The sequence below is a fragment of the Filimonas effusa genome (assembly GCF_004118675.1).
In the GTDB taxonomy this organism is placed as follows: domain Bacteria; phylum Bacteroidota; class Bacteroidia; order Chitinophagales; family Chitinophagaceae; genus Filimonas; species Filimonas effusa.
Map to the genome: position 1 here is coordinate 366,125 of NZ_SDHZ01000003.1, position 21,196 is coordinate 387,320.

At 45.2% G+C, this 21,196-nt stretch carries 20 protein-coding genes; 11 read left to right on the forward strand and 9 right to left on the reverse strand.

The window, feature by feature from the left end; all coding sequences use genetic code 11:
* Positions 1–41 precede the first annotated feature (41 nt).
* From ESB13_RS19405 to ESB13_RS19415, 3 genes are all read right to left on the reverse strand, one after another.
* Positions 42–887 (reverse strand): methylated-DNA--[protein]-cysteine S-methyltransferase, encoded by an 846-nt coding sequence (locus tag ESB13_RS19405; RefSeq protein ID WP_246022633.1) that lies wholly within the window; start codon positions 885–887, stop codon positions 42–44.
* An 84-nt stretch (positions 888–971) separates the two neighbouring features.
* On the reverse strand, positions 972–1,682 hold the full coding sequence (locus tag ESB13_RS19410) for an FAD-binding oxidoreductase (protein ID WP_129005343.1): 711 nt from the start codon (positions 1,680–1,682) through the stop codon (positions 972–974).
* A 57-nt stretch (positions 1,683–1,739) separates the two neighbouring features.
* Entirely contained in the window at positions 1,740–2,615 is an 876-nt protein-coding gene (locus ESB13_RS19415) for a helix-turn-helix domain-containing protein (RefSeq protein WP_129005344.1), read from the reverse strand.
* A gap of 77 nt (positions 2,616–2,692) precedes the next feature.
* Here ESB13_RS19415 and ESB13_RS19420 point away from each other — a divergent pair, with 77 nt between their 5' ends.
* The 4 genes from ESB13_RS19420 to ESB13_RS19435 all read left to right on the forward strand — a co-directional run bounded on the left by ESB13_RS19420 (position 2,693) and on the right by ESB13_RS19435 (position 5,433).
* Positions 2,693–3,373 (forward strand): TIGR02117 family protein, encoded by a 681-nt coding sequence (locus ESB13_RS19420; protein ID WP_129005345.1) that lies wholly within the window; start codon positions 2,693–2,695, stop codon positions 3,371–3,373.
* Positions 3,374–3,534: 161 nt separating this feature from the next.
* Positions 3,535–4,179, forward strand: a complete 645-nt coding sequence (locus tag ESB13_RS19425; protein WP_129005346.1) for a FadR/GntR family transcriptional regulator — start codon at positions 3,535–3,537, stop codon at positions 4,177–4,179.
* Between the two features lie 7 nt (positions 4,180–4,186).
* Complete coding sequence (locus tag ESB13_RS19430; RefSeq protein ID WP_129005347.1) at positions 4,187–5,020, forward strand: sulfite exporter TauE/SafE family protein; 834 nt, start codon at positions 4,187–4,189, stop codon at positions 5,018–5,020.
* A 17-nt stretch (positions 5,021–5,037) separates the two neighbouring features.
* Complete coding sequence (locus tag ESB13_RS19435; protein ID WP_129005348.1) at positions 5,038–5,433, forward strand: DUF1634 domain-containing protein; 396 nt, start codon at positions 5,038–5,040, stop codon at positions 5,431–5,433.
* Positions 5,434–5,437: 4 nt separating this feature from the next.
* Here ESB13_RS19435 and ESB13_RS19440 read toward each other — a convergent pair whose 3' ends face one another.
* Positions 5,438–6,316, reverse strand: coding sequence for an SH3 domain-containing protein (locus ESB13_RS19440; protein ID WP_129005349.1), 879 nt, complete (start codon positions 6,314–6,316; stop codon positions 5,438–5,440).
* Between the two features lie 92 nt (positions 6,317–6,408).
* Here ESB13_RS19440 and ESB13_RS19445 point away from each other — a divergent pair, with 92 nt between their 5' ends.
* From ESB13_RS19445 to ESB13_RS19460, 4 genes are all read left to right on the forward strand, one after another.
* On the forward strand, positions 6,409–8,535 hold the full coding sequence (locus ESB13_RS19445) for a type IA DNA topoisomerase (RefSeq protein ID WP_129005350.1): 2,127 nt from the start codon (positions 6,409–6,411) through the stop codon (positions 8,533–8,535).
* A 51-nt stretch (positions 8,536–8,586) separates the two neighbouring features.
* Positions 8,587–8,916 carry a hypothetical protein gene (locus ESB13_RS19450; protein ID WP_129005351.1) on the forward strand — a complete coding sequence of 110 codons (330 nt, stop codon included), beginning with the start codon at positions 8,587–8,589 and terminating at the stop codon, positions 8,914–8,916.
* Between the two features lie 179 nt (positions 8,917–9,095).
* Positions 9,096–9,689, forward strand: coding sequence for a TlpA family protein disulfide reductase (locus ESB13_RS19455; RefSeq protein ID WP_129005352.1), 594 nt, complete (start codon positions 9,096–9,098; stop codon positions 9,687–9,689).
* A gap of 3 nt (positions 9,690–9,692) precedes the next feature.
* Positions 9,693–11,630 (forward strand): ATP-binding protein, encoded by a 1,938-nt coding sequence (locus tag ESB13_RS19460; RefSeq protein ID WP_129005353.1) that lies wholly within the window; start codon positions 9,693–9,695, stop codon positions 11,628–11,630.
* On the opposite strand, the gene ESB13_RS19465 is transcribed toward ESB13_RS19460, so the two are convergent.
* Genes ESB13_RS19465 through ESB13_RS19480 form a run of 4 tightly spaced genes read right to left on the reverse strand, consistent with a single transcriptional unit; the run spans position 11,627 to position 16,107 of the window.
* A complete protein-coding gene (locus ESB13_RS19465) occupies positions 11,627–12,193 on the reverse strand; it encodes a hypothetical protein (protein WP_129005354.1) in 567 nt (188 codons plus the stop codon). The genes ESB13_RS19460 and ESB13_RS19465 overlap by 4 nt on opposite strands.
* Position 12,194: 1 nt before the next feature.
* A complete protein-coding gene (locus ESB13_RS19470) occupies positions 12,195–13,472 on the reverse strand; it encodes an LVIVD repeat-containing protein (protein WP_129005355.1) in 1,278 nt (425 codons plus the stop codon).
* A 60-nt stretch (positions 13,473–13,532) separates the two neighbouring features.
* The gene (locus ESB13_RS19475) at positions 13,533–14,786 is read right to left on the reverse strand and encodes a tetratricopeptide repeat protein (protein ID WP_129005356.1); all 1,254 of its coding nucleotides are present in this window, start codon (positions 14,784–14,786) and stop codon (positions 13,533–13,535) included.
* A 1-nt stretch (position 14,787) separates the two neighbouring features.
* Positions 14,788–16,107, reverse strand: coding sequence for an ATP-binding protein (locus ESB13_RS19480; RefSeq protein WP_129005357.1), 1,320 nt, complete (start codon positions 16,105–16,107; stop codon positions 14,788–14,790).
* Positions 16,108–16,209: 102 nt separating this feature from the next.
* Between ESB13_RS19480 and ESB13_RS19485 the strand changes: the two genes are divergently transcribed.
* From ESB13_RS19485 to ESB13_RS19495, 3 genes are all read left to right on the forward strand, one after another.
* Positions 16,210–16,680 (forward strand): GNAT family N-acetyltransferase, encoded by a 471-nt coding sequence (locus ESB13_RS19485; protein WP_129005358.1) that lies wholly within the window; start codon positions 16,210–16,212, stop codon positions 16,678–16,680.
* Positions 16,681–16,703: 23 nt separating this feature from the next.
* Positions 16,704–17,420, forward strand: a complete 717-nt coding sequence (locus ESB13_RS19490) for a 3-ketoacyl-ACP reductase (RefSeq protein ID WP_129005359.1) — start codon at positions 16,704–16,706, stop codon at positions 17,418–17,420.
* 329 nt (positions 17,421–17,749) lie between these two features.
* The gene (locus ESB13_RS19495; RefSeq protein WP_129005360.1) at positions 17,750–19,201 is read left to right on the forward strand and encodes an NAD-dependent succinate-semialdehyde dehydrogenase; all 1,452 of its coding nucleotides are present in this window, start codon (positions 17,750–17,752) and stop codon (positions 19,199–19,201) included.
* 109 nt (positions 19,202–19,310) lie between these two features.
* Here ESB13_RS19495 and ESB13_RS19500 read toward each other — a convergent pair whose 3' ends face one another.
* A complete protein-coding gene (locus ESB13_RS19500; RefSeq protein WP_129005361.1) occupies positions 19,311–21,104 on the reverse strand; it encodes an AMP-dependent synthetase/ligase in 1,794 nt (597 codons plus the stop codon).
* Between the last annotated feature and the right edge of the window lie 92 nt (positions 21,105–21,196).

A 21,196-nucleotide genomic window follows, 5' to 3' on the forward strand; every position in this document is an offset into this window, starting at 1 on the left:
TATTATTAGCAGCAAGGCATAAGCCTTTCTATTTATTTCAATTATAATTCTGTGATAGCAGCTTCCCAACCTATAATGGCAGCCTTCCTGTTTGGCCCCCACATATATCCTCCGATTTCACCGGTAGACTGAATTACGCGGTGGCAGGGGATAAGAAAGGCGACCGGGTTGCTGCCAATGGCTGTTCCCACGGCCCTGGAGGCTTGCGGTTTATTTATATGCCTTGCAATATTGTTGTAAGCGGTAAGCCGGCCCATCGGTATTTTCAGCAGGGTTTCCCAAACCTTTATCTGGAAATCTGTGCCTTTTAAATGAAGTTTAATTTCATTGAGCTTAGTCCAGTCGTTCCGGAAAATAAACAGGGCGTTCTGCTGTATAAGATCCAGGCGCTGATGGTGTGCGGCCCTGGGGAACATAGCATGCAAGCTTACCAGGGCAGCTGCTTCATCATCATAAAATGCCATATAACATATGCCTTTCAGAGTGGAAGCAACCAGCAAATTGCCAAAAGGACTTTCCGCGAAACTATAATTAATAGAAAGGCATTCTCCACCGTTTTTATATTCTGCGGGCGTCATCCCTTCCAGCTTAATAAACAGATCATGCAAACGGCTGGTGCCGGAAAGTCCTGTCTCAAACGCTGCTTCAAATAGGGTGGCCTGACTTTCCTTTAATAATTTTTTGGCATATTCCAGGCTAATGTATTGTAAAAACTTCTTGGGAGTAGTGCCGGCCCATTCACTGAACAGGCGCTGAAAATGAAAGGGACTGAGATGCACCTTTCCGGCAATATCGTCGAGATTGGGCTGCTCTTTAAAATTGGCCCTGATATAGTGGATTGCTTCCGCAATCCTGTTGTAGTTAATATTTTGCTGCACTGTTATCATTTCATTCCATATTCAGCAACAAAGCTCCTTAATATCGGGCAGTTCCGGAATCTGAAACTTGCTAAAATCTGTGCTGGGGAAAACTTATAATCCTGTTTTACCTTCCATCCAGTAGCCTTGCGCAAAGATCCTGCCCCTGACATTATTCTTTTTCAACAACTTTTTACACGTTTGAACAGACTGTACATTTCCTGTAAGTATAAAATTCGCGTCCAGCCATTCCGGCTGGAGGAAAAAAGGTAAAGCAGGAAGTTCCCGTTTCAAATTTTCTTTTGAAAAAATAATAAAATTTTCGAGTCCCAGTAAACGCGGCAGATCTTCACTAGAGGCATCGAGTTCGAAATAGAACCGGAAGATATGATCGTTTTTTTTAAGAAAAGAATAAAACGAGCAAGCCAAAGCCAACGAAGTTTCATCACCGAAGAATACCTGCCTTTGTATAGCAGCATTATACTGTTTAATCCCTCTGGGCATGCCAATACGAACCTTATCGCCCGCATGCAGCTTCTTTATAAATCTGCAGCCAGGCGCATCGCTATGAAGGAATACAAGTAATTCCAGAATACCATTTTTTACATCTGCAAAGGAGGCCGTATAATTCCTGTATTCCGTATCGCTTACCCGGATAAAGATCGCATAGCCAAGTTGAAAATCGAGACCATTAAGATCACCTTCCAGGCGGATCCTTTTCATTCGTGGATTTACATAACAGGCTTCCGTTACCGTTAAAACAGGCATTTTAGAAGCCATCAGGCTTTCAACAACATCACCAAACCATTTTGCAGCTCTTGGCATTTTATTTCAATTTAATGCCGCAAGTAACAAGTTGCTGCCACCAGAAACAATGGAGCTTTATATGTGTTTATTGGATAAATCGCGGTTTTTGTTCCTGAAAGCAAGAGCCGACATACCCGCTGTTTTTGTAAAGAGACGGGAAAAATAGGCATAGTCTTCGTATCCCAGGTCAGCAGCAATTTCCTTAACTGTTTTGCCGGAGTGATAAAGTAAACGTTTCGCCTCCAGTACTACTCTCTGGTGAATATGATAAGAAACCGGGTAGCCCGTGGCGGCCCTTACACATTCGTTCAGGTAAGAAGAAGACACATGCAGTGCTTCGGCGTATTCGGATGGACGCTTCATGGTACTGAAGCTATTCTCCAGCAATAGTTTGAAACCACTTGTAATGGTACTAAAACGCGAAGAAGGTTCAGCGGCCTCCTGTCGTTCAAGATATAACGAAACGAACAATCCTATAAAAGCATTACTGCAATCTCTTAAAAGAGGGAGATATAAATTATCTGACTTCTTTTCAAATACGCTATTGCACAAGCTCGCAGCCTGGTTAAAAGTGACAACTTTATCAGGCTTCAGCCACAACGGCTTTGCCGGAGTTATCTTTTGCTCCAGCAACTGGAAATAGTGCGCGTAAATATTATCATCTTTCACTCCCAGCATGAAAGCTTCTAAACCCGATGTATTCAGAAGACGATGTACCTGGCTCGGATGCATATAAAGCATAACAGGCCCCTTCAGCTTGTATTTCCTGAAGTCAATTTCCATGACGCCACTCCCGGCTTTTATAAATACGAAAATATGATAGTCATGCCTGTGAGAATGATCTGCTTCATCGAGCATCGCCACATCGCCTGACACAACATTACCAATGACAATACCTGTCCGGAATTCACCACCCAGCGGTTTAACAGGAATAGATGCTTTTTTACGCATAGCAAACAGTTCTGCCTGAAAGTTATATAAAGGTTACCTTTTCAGTACAAAAGGTATAAACACAAAATTGCGTTGCTGTGAAGTTACTACTAAAATATACCGGTATTACACTGTTAAGCATTGTGGCTTTTGTGTTGTTATATCTGGGAAGTGCATGGGTATTATCCCGTATTCCCGTAAAAGCGGAAACAGCAGGCCAACCTGCCGTAGAGATCTACCTTTTGAGTAATGGTGTGCATACCGATATAGTTATGCCGGTTAAAACGGAATACAGGGACTGGAGCAGCACTATACTGTATAGCAACACACGCAGCAACGACAGCAGCCTTTCTTATATAGCATTCGGATGGGGCGATAAAGGGTTTTACCTGGAAACGCCTACCTGGGCGGATCTGAAAGCCCGCACCGCCTTTCGTGCAGCCTTTGGATTAAGCACTTCGGCTGTACATGCTACTTTCTACAAAAAACTTACAGAAGGTGCGGAATGTGTGAAGACCACCATCAGCCCCTCTCAATATCAAAGGCTCATTGCCTACATAGATAACGGCCTGCAAAAGAATAGCAATGGCGCTCCGATAGTAATACCAACAGAAGCCCGCTACGGCGCCAATGACGCATTTTACGAAGCCAGGGGTAGTTATACCCTTTTTCATACCTGCAACACCTGGACTAACAACGCGTTAAAAGCCAGCGGCCAAAAGGCCTGCCTCTGGACACCTTTTGACAGCGGCATATTTTACCAGTACAGGAAACATTAGGTATGTTCTTAGCAGGCCCTTGCTGGCATTGTTACCTGTATTGACGGATCGGGAAACGGCTGCTTTCAGCAGCCGGGTTATACGGTTGCAAGTCACAAACATCAGATGTTTAAATAATTCCCTACCTTTGAAACATCAGATGTTTAAATCCTCATCATTATATGGCCAAGCTTTCTGACAGGGTTATTGCTGCTTTGCAGCGGGATATCAGCCAGGGTGCTTTTAAGGTTGGGGAGAAAATACCTCCCGAGCCGGAACTGATGGAACGTTACCAGGTTGGCCGTTCCACAGTACGTGAAGCTGTTAAAACGCTGGCTATTTCTGGTGTACTGCGGGTACAACAGGGAGATGGCACTTATGTGCATAAGAAAACGCAGCGGGAGACGCTGAGTGAACAATTGCGTCGCTCCGATGCTGTTGAAATTAACGAAGTAAGAACGCTGCTGGAGACAGAGATTGTAAGGCGTGCAGCTTTACACAGAACCGAAGATGACCTGCAACGCATACGGCAGTGGCTGGATAAGCGTGAAAAAGCAATCAGCCAAAGCCAGGTAAAGGAATGTGTTGATGCAGATATACAATTTCATCTTGCGATAGCCGATGCGGCATCGAACAAAGTGATGGCTGAGTTGTATAAAAGCTTCACAGTGGTGATCAGGGACTTTTTCAGGCAGCGGGATGCAGGCAGCGTGAAGTGGTTTGCTGCCAGTCACCCGCTTCACGAAGCGCTTTACATGGCCATCAGCCGGAAACAGCAACAGCGTGCGGCGAGTATAACAAAAGAAATATTACAGAACAATAATTAGAAGACAGATGCTTATTCTTTCATTTACATTGATATTGCTGTTGGGTGCCTACCTGGCAGGTTTAACAGGAGCCTTAACCGGACTGGGTGGCGGTGTTGTGATCATCCCGTTACTGACATTGGTATTTCATATCGACATGCGTTATGCGATCGGAGCTGCACTGGTGTCATCTATTGCTACATCGTCAGGTTCAGCAAGCGCTTATGTAAGAGAAGGCATCACCAATATACGCGTGGGAATGTTCCTGGAAATAGCCACCACTATTGGCGCAGTCACCGGCGCTATGATCGCTGTGTATACACCCGTGAACCTGGTAGCCATCATCTTTGGTCTTACGCTTATATTCTCTGCCGCCATGACATTGCGTAAAAAGAATGAACATGCAGAAACAGAAGGCAGTCCTTTAGCAGCAAAGCTCAAACTCAATGGATCCTATCCTACCCCATCCGGCGTTGTTCATTATAATCTTCGTAATGTAGGCGGCGGGTTTTCCATTATGACGCTGGCAGGTATTTTGTCGGGATTGTTAGGGATTGGTTCAGGCGCTTTAAAAGTACTGGCGATGGATACTGCTATGCGTATTCCCTTCAGAGTTAGTACCACTACCAGTAATTTCATGGTAGGAGTTACGGCTGCCGCCAGTGCAGTAGTGTATTTACAGAGAGGGTATATTGACCCCGCTATTGCCATGCCTGTGATAATAGGTGTATTAGCAGGGGCCTTTACAGGCACCAAACTGCTGATGCGGCTGAACCCGAAAAAGCTTAGACTTATTTTCAGCATCGCCATTACACTGGTAGCCTTACAAATGATCTATAACGGCTTACAACATAAGTTCTAATTATAATTTACTGAAACATGAAACTTAGTGATACCAAAATAAACGACAGGGGCATAGAAATATTCATCGGCAGGTTTCTCCGCTGGGGAGTGCTTAGTTCCTGTGCCGTAGCCATTGCTGGCGGCATTCTATATCTCGTTAACCATGGCATGGAAGTAATGCCCGACTATACTGTATTTCATGGCGAAGATGCCGGCTATACCAGCTTACCAGGTATTATAAAAGGACTCGAGACCGGAAGCGCGAAGGAGGTGATACAGGCTGGCGTCATCATATTACTGGCCACGCCCATTCTGCGTATCTTTCTTTCCCTGATCTCCTTTATCCTTGAAAAAGACAGACTTTATGTATTTATTACTGCTATTGTATTGTGCATCATACTCGGCAGCATGTTCGGCGGATTGAAGATATAAGGGATCAAAGCTTTACCGCTTTCCTGCCATCCCATTTATACTGTTCGCCGGAGCTGGTCTTTTTCATTTTAGGTTCACCATCTTTATCCATTTCATCCAATGCTTCTTCCTCTTCAATGAGTTTTATGATATGGCCTGGTTTCCCGCCCGATTCGCTTGGGAACAGCAATGTTTCAGAATGATAATACACACCGGCATCAGCAATATGCATTTTTCCGGGTAATGGTAACAGCTCAGCACCTGTCCAGCCAAAGTAAAAATAATCATCGGGTATGCCACAGGCTTCGCCTGAAAAATAAATACGAACGATATGTGTAAGCCCTTCCAACCCCATGCTTCCTGTCAGCAATTTACCTGATGAAAACGATGTAGCTTCACTGCTCTTCAATGGCCAGGAAACATCTGCCAGCTTTTTGTTTTCGTTGTTAACGACTTTCAATCTCACCATACAATCCCATCTTTCCACGTCATCTTTTTTTACGTTGACCACCCTGTCAAGCCCATAGAGGAAACGGGTATTGCCGTTGTTACAACAGCCAAGCGTAGTGAGTCCTTTCCAGATAAAACCTTCCTGGTTACTATCGCCGGCAACACGAACCCGGATCCAATTTGCAGAAAAGCCTTTCATACGTTGCCTGTGGGCTTCCTTCACAAAAACTACCTGGGTGCCATTGGGTAACTGCTGCAATATTTTTCCCGATGCAGCGGGTTGATCGCGCAGGAAGGTGGTATCGGCAAGAATGGTTAATGTATCGCCGGCTTTGTTTTCTGTAGCATAGAGATTAGAGCCCGGAGCATCATAGTCCTGTGCGGACAAGGTTTGCAGTGTAAACAAACAGGTAAGCAAAAGGCAGAGCTGCCTGATATGGAGTGTTATTTTCATGGAGGCAAGTTAAAAAATTATGCTTTATCATCCTGTATACTGCATGCAGGGTAGTTTGTTTTCCCGATTTTTGCCGCCCTATATTTGTAAGTATGAAAGTTTGCATTGCGGAAAAGCCAAGTGTGGCGCGGGATATTGCTGAAGTGCTTGGCGCCAGGCAACGCAGAGATGGTTACTATGAGGGTAATGATTACCAGGTAACCTGGACTTTCGGGCATTTCTGCACGCTGAAAGAACCCCATGACTATCATGAGCAATGGAAATTCTGGCGGCTGGAAGACCTTCCTATTATACCCGCCACGTTTGGCATTAAACTGATAGAAAACGACGGCGTACAAAAACAATTCAAAGTTATAGAGCAACTGGTTCAGCAATGTGAAGAGGTGATCAACTGTGGTGACGCCGGCCAGGAAGGCGAGCTCATTCAGCGGTGGGTATTACAAAAAGCAAGATGCGCAGTACCTGTTAAAAGATTATGGATATCATCGCTTACGGAACAGGCCATAAGAGAAGGTTTTGAAAAGCTGAAAGACAGCGATCAATACAACAACCTTTATGCTGCTGCCAGTGGAAGGGCTATCGGCGACTGGCTGCTGGGCATGAATGCCACGCGGCTTTTTACCAGGAAATTCGCAGCAGGCAAAAAGGTGCTGCTGTCTATAGGCCGGGTACAAACGCCAACCCTGGCTATGATCGTTCAACGGCAAAAAGAGATCAACGCCTTTGTATCGGAAGAATACTGGGAGTTGAAGACTATTTACCGTGATACGGAGTTCACTGCCACCATCGACCGCCTGCGCGCGCTGGAAAAGGCAGAAAAGGGACTTGCCTATTTGAAGGAACATGAATTTACCATTACGTCATTCGAGAAAAAAGAAGGCCGGGAAGGCAACCCCAGGCTGTTTGACCTTACAGCATTACAGGTAGCAGCTAATAAAAAGTATGCCTACAGTGCCGATGACACGCTTAAATACATTCAGAGCCTGTATGAGAAAAAGCTGGTGACCTATCCCAGGGTTGACACCACTTATCTGCCTGAAGATATGTACCCGAAAATAGCAGGTATATTACAGGATATGACACCTTATGCTGCCTTAACGGCTCCATTACTTGAGCATCCTATTCCAAAACTTAAAACTGTTTTTGACGACAGCAAGGTCACCGATCACCACGCTATTATTCCTACAGGCATCTATCCTTCAGGAATAGGACAGGAAGAAAAGAGGGTGTACGACTTAATAGCCCGGCGTTTTATTGCTGCTTTTTACCCGGAATGTAAGATCTCGAATACAACGGTGTTAGGTAAGGCAGGACAGGTTCCGTTTAAAGCTACTGGTAAACAGATACTGGAACCGGGATGGAAAGAAGTATATGTCAATGATTCGAGCATCAAGAAAGAAGGTGAAGAAGACGAAAAACTGATCCCGGTTTTTGAGGTGGGTGAAAGTGGACCTCATACGCCCAGAATACATCATGGCAAGACAAGTCCACCCAAACCCTATACAGAGGCATCGCTGTTGCGTGCCATGGAAACGGCCGGCAAGCAGGTGGAAGACGAAGAGATGCGCGAATTGCTTAAAGACAACGGCATTGGGCGCCCGTCTACCCGCGCGAATATTATAGAGACGCTGTTCCGCAGGAAGTATATAGAGAAACGCAAGAAAAACCTTTTTGCCACACAAACAGGCATAGATCTCATAGATACCATACAAACGGAGTTGTTGAAAAGCGCCGAGTTAACCGGTTTATGGGAGCGGAAACTCCGGCAGATAGAAAAGGGCGCCTATTCCATAGATACCTTTAAACAGGAGCTGATACAAATGGTAGTGGATCTGACCCATGAGGTAAAAACCAGTCAGCACCGCGTTATTTCTATTGCAGCGGATGCCCCTGCGCCCATGCCTGAAGCAGAAAAGCCTAAGAAAGACCCCAAACCTAAGGCTCCTAAAAAAGCGGTAGTGGTGGAAGAACTGCAATGTCCCAAATGCAAAACAGCACTGCTCAAGAAAGGGAAAACAGCTTACGGCTGCACCCAGTTTACAGTATGCGGGTTTAAGATCCCGTTTGAGGTTGGTGGAAAGATCCTGTCGGACAAACAGATATCAGATCTTGTTACCAAGGGTAAAACCGGGAAGATCAAAGGATTGCAGTTTCCGGAAGGAACAATTGACGCCAAATTGGTCCTGAATGAACATTTTGCGATAGAACCCGAAGCCTGAGTGAAATGTTAGGTTTATTCCTACATTTGAGATACAAGTAAAAACGATGTTATGAGTGAATTTTTGTATTGCCATGATCCATTGGATGAGGAAGTTGGTGAATTCCTGCTGCACCTGGGTAATCCCGGCGCATTGATTAAAATTATTCCGCTGGAAGACGAGGAGGCCATTGACAGTGAAGAGTTTATTCATAAAATTTTTATTTATGAAAATGAAGATGGTGACAGTGAATCGTACCAGCTGATCTTTACACCTCTCGCAACAGCGATGGAATCGCCTGCGAGCCCATCGTCGGAGCGTATTCACGAGGTTCTGGAATCTGCGTGGGAGTACTGGACAGAAGTGCTCAACTGGGAAGAAGACGAGGATGACGAAGAATAAAAAAGTAAAAAAATATATAAAAAAGCCAGGTTAATTCAGTAATTTTTCCTGTACAAAACCATTTGCCAAACGTACATTAAACTTTTCGTTCACAGCATAATGCAAAGAATGAACGAAGCGTTTAACGGAAGTTCCTCTTGGCTTAAATAAACACTATTTGCAAGAGAAATTTATTGTGCATGAGAAAGAAGATTGTATTGGCCTGGCTTGCATTATTATTCTTAGGTATCGTTACCCTGTTCTGGTATAATGAATGGAAATACAGCCTGCCCACACCCGTACCCGAATCGTACCAGGCTGTTGCTACCGGAACAGTTATAAAAGCTGCACAACCAATGGTGCAGAACAAACAGCCTTTATTCCTGCATTTCTTCAATCCTGATTGTCCCTGCTCCCGGTTTAATACTACCTATTTCAAGAAGCTGGTGAAAAAGTATGAACATGTTGCACGGTTTGTTATTGTACCTATGAGCAAGAAGCCAATAACAGCTGAAGAGATCCGGTCCCGTTTTGACCTGTCGTTACCCGTTATTTTTGATACATCACTGGCAAGAACCTGCGGGGTTTATTCTACGCCGCAAGCTGTTATCATTGACACAAGCTATCATTTGTATTACAGAGGCAACTACAACAAAAGCCGTTATTGTACCGATACCCAAAGCAATTATGCAGAGATAGCACTGGAGGCGCTGCTTAACCAGCGCCCGCATGTACAATTCGACAAGTATGCGCTACAGGCATATGGTTGCCAGTTACCCACCTGCACACAATAGTCTATGGATAGAGAGCCAATAAGCCATATTACCGAGGAAGAGCAGGCGCATATCATCGCCTTTAATCTTAACGTAAAAGAACGTTCTGACAGGATCATACATTTTTTCCTGATCGGCTTTTTTATGATTGGCCTGGCTTTGTCCAATTTTTATGATACATGGACTATAGCAATGGGTGTAGGAGGATTATCATTGCTGGCTTATTATTCTGCGAAAATAGCATTACCGGAATCGACCTTATATCAATATGTATTGAGCAGCGTACTGGCAATTTTTATGGCCCAGTTCATTTACCAGATGCATGGCATGTTTGAAATGCACTTCTTTGCGTTTATAGGCAGCGCCATTCTTATCACTTACCAGAACTGGAAGCTGCAGATACCGATCATGCTGATCGTATTACTGCATCATTCCATATTCAGTTACCTGCAGAATACGGGTTATGAAACTATTTACTTCAGCCAGCTAAGCTATTTTGAGGTTCCCACTTTTATCATTCATATACTGCTGGCTGCCGGGATCTTCTTTATATGCGGACTATGGGCTTACCAGTTGAAGGAGTATAATCAACGGCAGATACACCAGCTGATAGCCATGCAGCGTTTGCAAAAGGAAACATTGGTGCTGCAGGAGCGCAAGCGAAATGAAGAAGTATTACGCCATGCCAATGAGGAGTTGCTAAGATCGAACCAGGCGCTTGAAAAAGCGTATCTGAACGCAGAGCGGGCGCTTATGCAGGCTGAACATGCCAATATGGCCAATGAAGCGAAAAGTATATTCCTCGCCACTATGAGCCATGAAATAAGAACACCGCTGAATGGCGTACTGGGCATGTCGGCATTACTTGCAGAGACACCGCTTACACAAAAGCAACGCGATTACACCAATACCATAGTAAGCTGCGGCGAAAGCCTGCTAAGCCTGTTGAATGATATCCTCGATTTCAGTAAGATTGAATCGGGGAATATGGAGCTGGAGAAAGAAGACTTTGACCTTCAGCTATGTATTGAAGATGTGCTGGAGATCTTCCGCAGCCGGGCGATAGAAAAGAAACTACTGCTACATTATGAGATAGGTAAGAACGTGCCCTCGTCTATTACCGGTGATGGATTAAGATTACGCCAGGTGATCACCAACCTTGTAGGCAACGCGCTCAAATTCACGCAAACGGGCTCTATTAAGGTAACAGCAGATGTTTACCAGCCTTCGCCCGATGAAAAGCTTCAGCTCTTATTCCAGGTGTGCGATACAGGCATTGGCATACCCAGCGAACAACAGGAACGGTTATTCAAAGCATTTACGCAACTGGATTCTTCCACTACCCGTAAATATGGTGGTACCGGCCTTGGGTTAGCGATCTCCGAAAAGCTGGTAAAACTCATGGGCGGGCGCATATGGGTACAAAGCACACCCGGAGCAGGATCGGTGTTCCTTTTCACCATCCGGTGCCAGGCGGCGCCTTATGCGCAAACCAGGCATATTTCAAGCGGTATATTACAGCACCCTTCTCCACTTGATGATTTCTCCAAAACAGAAGTGCTTCCGGCAGGTTTTGCGTTAAGTCATCCGTTACGCATACTGGTTGCCGAAGACAACCTGATGAACCAACTGGTGATAACAGAAGCACTGAGCCGACTGGGTTACGAAGCAGAGGTTGTAGAAACAGGGCTTGCTGCGGTAGATGCTATCAGCAAAGGCGCCTACGACCTTATTCTGATGGATATACAAATGCCGGAAATGGGTGGGCTTGATGCAACACGCACCATCCGTCAGTTGGGTAAAGAGCCTGTGATCATAGCGCTTACTGCAAATACTATCGAAGGCGACAAAGAAGAATGCCTCCAGGCTGGAATGAACGACTATTTAAGTAAGCCCATCCGACTGGAGGCATTGGTGGCAACGCTTGAAAAATGGGCGTCGCACACTGCCGAAGATAACTAGAACTCGTAAGCAACCGTTAGCGCAATACGCCGCAACGCATAATCCAGCTTTGTATCGTTATAGATGACACGGCTATTTATCCATGAACCTACCTGATATAATTCAGTAAGCTTTTTAACGGAATAGCCGAGAGAAAAGAAGAGGGCTTCTCTTCCTTTTCTGAATACGTACATGCCGGCGCCGCCGTTAAAATATGTACCATTGTTGTATACTGTTCTTCCCGTTGTACCGGCGTTCGTATGCTGATGATCTAATGCCCAGGCTACGTTATAACCTCCCTGGAAAAAGAGAAAGGGTGCAAGTTGTCCTTTCCATTTGTATTTCAGATCAAGATATATTGGCAGAGATCTTATCTTGTAATAATCGATAGCTACGCCTGCTCCTATCTGCCACTGATGTAAACGCAGGCCCGTGCCAAGTGAAATTGCCTGGCTTACATTATGGTCGCCATTAAGCAACGTAACCGCCGGGCTGATATATAAACCAACTGTACTGTCTTTTTTTTGAGCAGATGCGGTTACAACTATCAATAAGAGCAGGAAAGCAGGAAGTTTTTTATACATATTAATTCTTTGCCCAGGTGAGAATGGAAAGTTGTTTTATGTTGGCGGGACTGGTATAGTCCATAAAGTGTAATCCATCTTCTGCCATTACAAGGGCCAGGCCGTTTAACGCAATAACATCCAGCGCATTAAAACCTGTTATGGTAGTTGTTAGCTTCATATCTACAGGGTCTGTTGCATCAAAAACCTTGAGACCAGAAACACCATCGCAAACGAGTAGCACATTTTCATCTTTAGACAGCCCCTGAGCATTGCTGAATATTCCACTGTATTGCTTTATTAGAACGGGTTTGGTAAGGTCTTTTACATTCACCAGTTCGAGCCAGCTGCCGGACGGGTTTGTAGCTGTTGCCCTCACCGCTCCGCGCAGGGTAACATATGCAAAGTCTCCATCTGCGATAACAGGATCCCATGCCTGCACATGCAGCAATTGTGAGAGCAGTGCAGGATTGTCTTTATTACTAAGGCTATAGATATACATACCCAACTGAGAGCCTATAAATAAATTATTTTTATAAGGGAAAATAGTTTCTATCAGGCCTCCTATGTTTTGCTTTTTAACAAAAGAAGGGGCAGCTGCATTTGACACATTCAGCACATTCATGTCGCTATAGCCAACGGTATATAACCTGTCGTCATTCAATGCAAAACGGGCCATGGAACCGCCTGTACTATTACCACCTGAAGTAGATTTGGAAGAATTGGAGCTGGTGAGGCTGAAGAAAGCGTCGTTGAGGACAACAGAACCATTAAGCGTTTTATCAAACTCTGTATCGAAGCGGCGGGTAACTACGGTATCTACTTTTTCCCAGTCAACAAGGATCTTGCCTGAGCCGGAAGCCAATCCGGCATACCTGTCCGGAAATACGTTGTCCATGAATTGCGTAAGCTTTGTGTTACGCGGATCTGCGATATCAACTACCACCAGAGAGGTATAACAGTCTGCATACAAATAATGATCTCTCACAGCAAGATCCACACAACCCGGAATGGCTACAAAGCCAATGTTTGCGGGGGCCGATGGGTTTGAGAAGTCAATGATATGTACTCCTTTATTCAACTCGGAGAGATAAATAAAATTGCCTCTGACGGCAAGCTTTCCGGTAGATTTTATAGACCGGGGCGTACTGCTTTTAATGCTCGCTTTTACCTCATCGGGAACCTGGTAAACAGGCCTGTAAAAGCTATAACTTTCAGTGATCTTGTCTTTGGTGCAACTAAAGGAGAAAATACCAATCGTCATTGCCAGCAGCACATACACGACAGATTTCTTTTTCATATAAGCATTGTTTCCATCGTTGACCACCAGCGACGCGAAAGCGTTGCACACCTTTTTTATTTATTTGCTGGCTTCCCTGGACAGAATATAATTGGCCACCCATTGAAAAATAAACACACCCAACAGGTAAAGCATACTTACATTATTAAGCAACTGGTTGGAAACAAACGCTATAGTTACCGCAAGCACTCCAAGGAATGCCAGAACAGCCGTATACGCAACCAGGGTTTTCCGGCTTTTTACAGACCGGAACATGACGCTGAGCGGGATCATCATAGTAAGGCCGAATACGATCATCGCCAGAGGAGCTTCCGTATTCATTACAGGCAGCAATATGGCGCCTGCAAGTGCAGTCAATACACTGAGCGCTACAAAATTTGAAGAACGCATTTCGTCAGGGCTCAGCAGATGTTTGCCATATTTATTGAAACGCAGGAACAGGTTGGCCAGAGGCGTCATTACCCAGGTAGAGAATGCAAACAATGCGATGATAATAATCAACGGCGTAATTAAACCATTCAATGGCGGGAACATTTCGGCCAGTGCTTCGAGCAGGTAACGGCCAAGGAAGATCCCTATGATAAAGATCCATTGAAGTTTAGACTTCATATTACCCATCCAGAAAGCATAACGCAGGAATAGTCGGTACAGGAAGTACCTGGCTTTTAAGGCTTCGGCCATACCGGCCTGTGCGAGTTTCAGGTTCGGGTCTTTTTGCAGGGCTATTGAAAAGTGGTTCAATGCTTCTTTATGAGAACTTTTTTCCAGCAATCCCCAGCCATAATTGGCGTGTGTATAAGCGTTATCGGGATCTTCGCGCAGGGCGCCCTGGATCGTACTAAAAGATTCTTCTTTCCGGTTTAATTTGAGTAAAGCGGTACTGCGTGCATTTAATGCAGAAATATTCGCAGGATCGAGCTCCAGGGCTTTTTCGGCGAGGATACGCGCCTCTTCAAACTCCTTTCTATCGAGCTTCAGCAGGGCAAAGAGTGCGAAATAAGCGGATTCGTAGGGTTGCAGGTTGATGGCCTGCTGCAGGTCCTTTTCCGCATTGTTATATTTATCTAGCTGAATATAAACACAGGCGCGTTTATAGAACAGGTAATCTGACGACGGATCAAACCCGATAGCGCTGTTCACCAGATCCAATGCTTCTTTGGGCATGTTTTGCTGCAGTTTTACTTCGCAGAGTAAAGCAAGCACATGAACGTTGGCAGGATCTTCTGCAAAAAGGCCGCTTAAGATGTTTTCAGCTTCACGGAATTTTCTTTGCTGAAGCAGAAGGCCCGCGCGCTGGATCAGATGATCGGACATGCTATTTTTTTATTTTCAGGAATTGAAGGATGTCATCGTATAAGCCCGATTCATTGGCATAGAGTGCAAAGTTCTTTGCTATGGAGAACCATTCCCGGGTACTTGCTTTATGCTTTTTAGCAGCATTAAGCAGGTCTTTTGTTTTAATGGGTACTGGTATGCCGTCTTTGAAAGCGGCTTCCAGTTTTTCTTCGATGGCGATATCGATCATTGCTTCTATATCGGCTCCTGAAAAGTCCGGCGTATTTTTGCTGATAGTATCGAAGTCAATATTTTCGGTGGGCTTACCCTGCAGTTTCAGTTGCAGGATGGCCGTTCTGGCTTCCTGGTCTGGCGGCGGAACGAAAATAATACGATCGAACCGGCCTGGTCTGCGGAAAGCAGGATCGAGATGCCAGGGCGTATTGGTAGCTCCAAGAACAAGGACGCCTTCATTGGATGCTGCTACGCCGTCGAGCTCCTGGAGGAACTGGTTAATGAGGTGACGGCCGGCAGACTGTTTCATATCCGCCCTGCTGGCGCCCAATGCGTCGATTTCATCCACAAACAGAACACAGGGAGCATTCTTTCTTGCGTATTCAAAAATGCGATGCAGGTTTTTCTCGCTGTTACCGATCCACATATCCAGAATATCGTTCAATCCCACGTTAATGAAACGGGCATTCATTTCGCCGGCGGTAGCTCTTGCGATCATCGTTTTGCCACATCCGGGAGGACCATACAACAAAATGCCGCCTCCCGCTTTTTTGCCATAGGCTTTATAGAGGTCGGCGTGTTTCATGGGTTGAATGATCTTTACTTCAATCTCTTTTTTCACCTGCTGCATCCCTCCTACCTGTGAGAAATTGATGCCGGGATGCTGGATGAACAGAGAATCTTCTATATCATCATCGTCATCATCCTCCCAGTTGTTATCGGGCTGGTTACGCATGCGCAGCTGGCTGTCGAGCTCCTCATCAGAAAAACCGGGATCCAGTTCCAGGATCTTCTGATAAGTATCGCGGGCTGTGTTCCAGTCGTTTTCTTTCAGAGATGATTTGGCGTATAATACCAGTACCTCAAAGTTGGTATCGCTTTTGCGGATAAGGTCTTCGAGGATCACGTTACAAGTGGCGAATGCTTCTTTTTTAAAATACACTTTGGCGAGTCCCAGCAGTCCCTTTTCATTAGTCTCGATAGCCAGTGCATCCATATATTCCTTTTCGGCTTCTTCCAACCTGTTGAGCAGGAACAAGGTTTCGGCCAGATGCAGCCTCAGTGGCACATTATCGGGCGAAAATTTCAATGCCTCCCTCAGGCTATCCACGGTGCTTTGCGTCATATCCCAGATATTACATTTAGTTGTAAAGAACGGAAAAAATAAGGGTTGAAAGAAGAGGTAATATATTTGCAAACGAATTAGTGCGAAGCAAAACCTGTGTTCATGGATTTATTACAAGATATTGTTATCCGTCCCCTGGCAAAGAATGAGCCGGTACCTTATGAGCTTTTATTACTGGCAGACCCATCGAAAGAAATGATAGACGGCTACCTGCCGGGTTCGGCCATTTACGTGGCCCAGTCGGAAGACCGCATCATTGGAGAATATGTATTGTATCCGCTGGGAGGTAAAGCGGCAGAAGTAAAAAATATAGCAGTAGAGGCCCCGTTACAGGGCCAGGGCATAGGGAAGCTGCTTTTGATGCATGCAGTTAGTACCGCCCGTGCCAAAGGCTACCGTAGTGTTACCATTGGCACCGCCAATTCAAGTGTTGCGCAGATATACCTGTATCAGCAGCAGGGGTTTCAGATAACGGATGTGAAGGAAGATTATTACCTGCTCAACTATGCAGAACCGATCTATGAGAACGGGGAACGTTGTAAAGACCAGCTGGTATTAACAAAGCAATTATAAACTGATAGTTAAACATAACAGTCATGGAATCATTAAAAGGTAAAAATGCACTGATCACCGGTGCCGGGAAAGGAATAGGAAAAGCAGTAGCGCATGCACTGGCGGCAGAAGGTGTAAATCTTGCCCTGCTGGCGCGTACCGAAAAAGACCTTAAGGAGGTAGCTGCAGAGCTGTGCGGTACGGGTGTAAAAATTGTTTATGCCACAGCGGATGTAGCAGACCGTATAGCAACTGAAGCTGCAATTGGCCAACTTGAAGAAGCACTTGGTAGTATTGATATACTGATCAACAACGCCGGCATCGGCAGGTTTGGTAAATTCCTGGAACTTAGCCCTGAGCAGTGGGAAGAAGTAGTAAAAGTGAATTTGTTTGGCGCTTATTATGTGATAAGGGCTGTGTTACCAGGAATGTTGAGCAGGCAAACGGGAGATATCGTAAACATATCTTCTACAGCCGGCCAGAAAGGCGCCCCTGTTACCAGCGCTTATAGCGCCTCTAAATTCGGACTTATTGGTTTATCTGAGTCTTTGATGCTTGAAGTACGGAAATCGAATATAAGGGTCACTACATTAACGCCCAGCACTATTGCTACCGACATGGCGGTGAATCTGAACCTGACCGACGGCAATCCCGAGAAGGTCATGCAGCCGGAAGACTTTGCGGAATTGATAGTAATGCAGCTGAAATTAAACAGGCGCACCTTTGTAAAAGAAGCGGGATTATGGTCTACCAACCCATAGCTTTTTAGCGGGTTGATGTTATACCAATGATAACCAAAGGGATATGCGTGTATTTAGTACACATACCGTTTGTCACAGTTTGTTAAAAATTGTTTAACAAATATTTGTTCAGGTAAACTATTCCCCGTTATATTTGTGTCCGCAAAAATATTTTGCGTCTAACGATTGTTGCCCATTTACCAGGTTGTTCACACAACTTGTCGTATTACAAATGAAAAAAGCATGTTGCCCTGTCAGCATGCTTTTTTATTTAGGCCAACCTTTCTTCCTGCTTATTGTTTTTTTCAGATCAGTTCGGAGTTTAGTATTTCAAATTAAAGCAGTGTTGTATGCAACTAGTGTATAGATCCTTATTACAGACGGGATATTTTATCAATAACAACTGGCAGCAATGCAGTGAGAATCGTTTTGCAGTTACGAATCCGGCTACGGGAGCGGAGATTGCCACGGTAGCTGATGCGGGTGTAAAAGAAACCGGGGAAGCGATAGCAGCGGCTGAAGCTGCTTTTCCCGCGTGGAGTGGTTTGCCGGCAAAGGAGCGTGCGAAGCTGCTCAGGAAATGGTATGATCTTATTATTGCGCATACCGATGATCTTGCTTTATTGCTTACCAGTGAACAAGGTAAACCACTGGAAGAGGCAAAAGGGGAGATACAATATGGCGCTTCATTCATTGAATGGTTTGCAGAGGAATGCCGCAGGGTGTATGGGGAAATAATACCAGCCCCGGTTGCAGACCGCCGCTTTATGACGTTGAAACAGCCTGTAGGGGTTGTGGCAGCTATTACGCCATGGAACTTTCCCGTGGCTATGATAACGCGTAAGATTGCACCTGCCATTGCTGCAGGCTGCACTGTAGTGCTGAAGCCTGCAGAAGATACCCCTTTAAGTGCATTGGCATTGGCGGAGCTGGCCCGGGAAGCAGGGTTACCGGATGGGGTTCTGAACATTATTCCCAGCACGCAGTCGGCAGAGGTAGGCAAAATATTATGTACACATCCGGCTATTCATAAATTATCTTTTACCGGCTCAACAGGGGTAGGACGACTGCTGATGCAGCAATCCTCTTCTACGTTGAAAAAGCTGGCATTGGAGCTGGGTGGTAATGCACCTTCCATTGTTTTTGACGACGCGGATATCGAGATCGCCGTTAAAGGAACATTAGCCAGCAAGTATCGTAATGCGGGGCAAACCTGTGTATGTGTAAACAGGGTGCTGGTACAGCGTTCGGTTTATCCTGCTTTTTTAGAGGCATACAGCAAGGCTGTAGCAGCCTTTAAAACAGGAGACGGTACAGCGCCCGGTATTCAGATAGGACCACTTATTAATAAGAAGGCTATCGATAAGGTACAGGAGCTGCTTGCCGATGCCTTAAACAAAGGTGCAGAACTGGTTATGGGCGGCCATTTACATTCCGCCGGGCCTTTGTTCTTTGAGCCTACGATCATCAGTAATTGCACGGCAGATATGACACTCAGCCATGAAGAAATATTCGGACCGGTGACTGCTATTTATCTTTTTGATACCGAGGAGGAAGCAATAACATTAGCTAATAGTACAGAATATGGATTAGCGGCTTATTTCTTCTCAAAGGACGTACAAAAGATATGGCGGGTTGCGGAAAAGCTGGAGTACGGCATCATTGGCGTTAATGAAGGGATCATTTCGTTTGCAGAGGTTCCTTTCGGAGGGATCAAGCAAAGTGGTTACGGTAAGGAAGGAAGCTTTTATGGGATAGAGGAATATCTTATTACCAAGTATGTTTGCCTGGGCAATATGTAGCACCCACTCATTATCACTTAAAACAGCAGTGAAGCCGGATTAAATTACAATGATCGTTTGCGCATGCAGGAGCTACATGCGCAAACGATCATGCACCGTGAATACATCATCAGGTATTCTCGTAGATCTTCTCGATCTGGTCTTTGTATTTTTCCATGATCACTTTGCGTTTGAGGCTTAGTTTGGGCGTCATTTCTCCTGTTTCGATGCTCCATTCTTTGGGTAACAGTTCAAACTTCTTGACTTGTTCAACGTGGTTGAACTGCGTGTTTAACCCTTCGATGATGCGGTTGTATTTATCGATCACCTGGGGAAGCTTCACAGCGTCTTCGTTACTGGTGAATGGGATGCCTTTATGCTGCATCCATTTTTTAAGCATGTTAAAAGAAGGAACGATAAGCGCGCCTACGAATTTTCGCTCGGGGCCTACTACCATGATCTGTTCTATGAACGAGTTGCTTTTGCATTTATTTTCGATGGGCTGAGGCGCTACGTATTTGCCGCCGCTGGTTTTGAAGAGTTCTTTTTTGCGGTCGGTGATACGCAGGAATTTACCGTCTTCCCAAACGCCGATATCGCCGGTGTGGAGCCAGCCATCTATCACAGTTTCGGCAGTAAGATCGGGGCGTTTGTAATAGCCTTTCATTACCGTGTCGCCTTTTACACATATTTCACCGTCTTCTGCGAGTTTTATTTCGAGACCATCGAGGGGAAGGCCTACTGTTCCAAACTTGGTGAGGCCTTTTGCTTTGCGGTTAACGGAGATAACCGGGCTATTTTCGGTGGGACCATATCCTTCATAAACGGGGATGCCGGCGCCATTAAAGATGCGCAGTAATCTTTCCTGGCAGGCGGCGCCTCCGGTAACGATAAAAGAGACATTGCCACCGAGGGCGGCGCGCCATTTTTTGAAGACGATCTTATCGGCGATGGACATCTGGAGGTTGTACCACCAGCCACCACTGATATTGTTATCATATTTTTCGGCAAGACTAACAGACCAGAAGAACAATGCACGTTTAATACCTGTTAACTGGCTTCCGGTGCTCATGATCTTTTCGAAAACCTTTTCCAGTAAGCGTGGTACGGTAGTGAAGCCGTTTGGTTTTATTTCCTTCAGGTTGTCGCCAATGGTATCCATGCTTTCGGCATAGTAGATACTGATGATGCTGAAGAGATAAATATAAGTACAGGTTTTTTCGAAGATATGGTTAAGCGGCAGGAAGCTAAGCACTTTGAAATGGGGCGCATCTTCAAAAGGGAAGCTGAGCTTTGAGAGGTAAGCATCCTGCATAATGTTACGGTGGGTAAGCATTACACCTTTGGGCGTACCTGTAGTGCCGGAGGTATAGATGATGGTTGCTACGTGATGTTCGGGAACGGAAGCCTTGATGGATTCCACCTTTTCAAGTAAGGGATCGTTTTCCGGAACCAGAACTGACGACCAGTTTTCTACGCCGTTGACCTCGTCGAACGAAAACACCTTTTGGAGAGAGGTGATCTTACCGAGGATAGCGCTTACTTTATCCATCAGCTCTTTGCTGCTAACGAAAAGATATTTTACGCCTGCATCGTTTAGGATAAATTCAAGTTCATTGGGATTGGTTGTTGGATACAACGGCACGAGGATGGCGCCTGTTTGTTGTACTGCCAGATCAGTAAAAACCCATTCGGGCCTGTTGTTGCTGATGATAGCGATCTTATCGGCATTTTCAACGGTGAAGTCATTTCCACTCACTCCCAGTTTCAGCAATCCGGCACTAAAACGATTCACTATCGTCTCTACTTCTACGGTGCTGTATTTTTTCCACTGCCCATCTTTTTTAGCTGCCAGCATATCATCTTTCGGATGATGCGCAAGCTGATAAGCAACTGCGTCGAATAGTCGTTTACATTCTTTCATATGGTACTTTAAGCTACCTTAAGATAATCTTATTCCATGAAATAAAAAAGTTCCCTCCACGGGGAAAGGAACTTTCAGTATTATTTGAGATT

What these genes read in the sequence shown, in the direction of transcription:
- ESB13_RS19455 (WP_129005352.1), top strand. Translation starts at nt 9,096, where the DNA reads ATGAGAAAGAAGATTGTATTGGCCTGGCTTGCATTATTATTCTTAGGT.
- ESB13_RS19440 (WP_129005349.1), bottom strand. Translation starts at nt 6,316, where the DNA reads ATGAAAATAACACTCCATATCAGGCAGCTCTGCCTTTTGCTTACCTGT.
- ESB13_RS19450 (WP_129005351.1), top strand. Translation starts at nt 8,587, where the DNA reads ATGAGTGAATTTTTGTATTGCCATGATCCATTGGATGAGGAAGTTGGT.
- ESB13_RS19500 (WP_129005361.1), bottom strand. Translation starts at nt 21,104, where the DNA reads ATGAAAGAATGTAAACGACTATTCGACGCAGTTGCTTATCAGCTTGCG.
- ESB13_RS19485 (WP_129005358.1), top strand. Translation starts at nt 16,210, where the DNA reads ATGGATTTATTACAAGATATTGTTATCCGTCCCCTGGCAAAGAATGAG.
- ESB13_RS19425 (WP_129005346.1), top strand. Translation starts at nt 3,535, where the DNA reads ATGGCCAAGCTTTCTGACAGGGTTATTGCTGCTTTGCAGCGGGATATC.
- ESB13_RS19470 (WP_129005355.1), bottom strand. Translation starts at nt 13,472, where the DNA reads ATGAAAAAGAAATCTGTCGTGTATGTGCTGCTGGCAATGACGATTGGT.
- ESB13_RS19410 (WP_129005343.1), bottom strand. Translation starts at nt 1,682, where the DNA reads ATGCCAAGAGCTGCAAAATGGTTTGGTGATGTTGTTGAAAGCCTGATG.
- ESB13_RS19435 (WP_129005348.1), top strand. Translation starts at nt 5,038, where the DNA reads ATGAAACTTAGTGATACCAAAATAAACGACAGGGGCATAGAAATATTC.
- ESB13_RS19465 (WP_129005354.1), bottom strand. Translation starts at nt 12,193, where the DNA reads ATGTATAAAAAACTTCCTGCTTTCCTGCTCTTATTGATAGTTGTAACC.
- ESB13_RS19405 (WP_246022633.1), bottom strand. Translation starts at nt 887, where the DNA reads ATGATAACAGTGCAGCAAAATATTAACTACAACAGGATTGCGGAAGCA.
- ESB13_RS19490 (WP_129005359.1), top strand. Translation starts at nt 16,704, where the DNA reads ATGGAATCATTAAAAGGTAAAAATGCACTGATCACCGGTGCCGGGAAA.
- ESB13_RS19460 (WP_129005353.1), top strand. Translation starts at nt 9,693, where the DNA reads ATGGATAGAGAGCCAATAAGCCATATTACCGAGGAAGAGCAGGCGCAT.
- ESB13_RS19475 (WP_129005356.1), bottom strand. Translation starts at nt 14,786, where the DNA reads ATGTCCGATCATCTGATCCAGCGCGCGGGCCTTCTGCTTCAGCAAAGA.
- ESB13_RS19480 (WP_129005357.1), bottom strand. Translation starts at nt 16,107, where the DNA reads ATGACGCAAAGCACCGTGGATAGCCTGAGGGAGGCATTGAAATTTTCG.
- ESB13_RS19415 (WP_129005344.1), bottom strand. Translation starts at nt 2,615, where the DNA reads ATGCGTAAAAAAGCATCTATTCCTGTTAAACCGCTGGGTGGTGAATTC.
- ESB13_RS19445 (WP_129005350.1), top strand. Translation starts at nt 6,409, where the DNA reads ATGAAAGTTTGCATTGCGGAAAAGCCAAGTGTGGCGCGGGATATTGCT.
- ESB13_RS19430 (WP_129005347.1), top strand. Translation starts at nt 4,187, where the DNA reads ATGCTTATTCTTTCATTTACATTGATATTGCTGTTGGGTGCCTACCTG.
- ESB13_RS19495 (WP_129005360.1), top strand. Translation starts at nt 17,750, where the DNA reads ATGCAACTAGTGTATAGATCCTTATTACAGACGGGATATTTTATCAAT.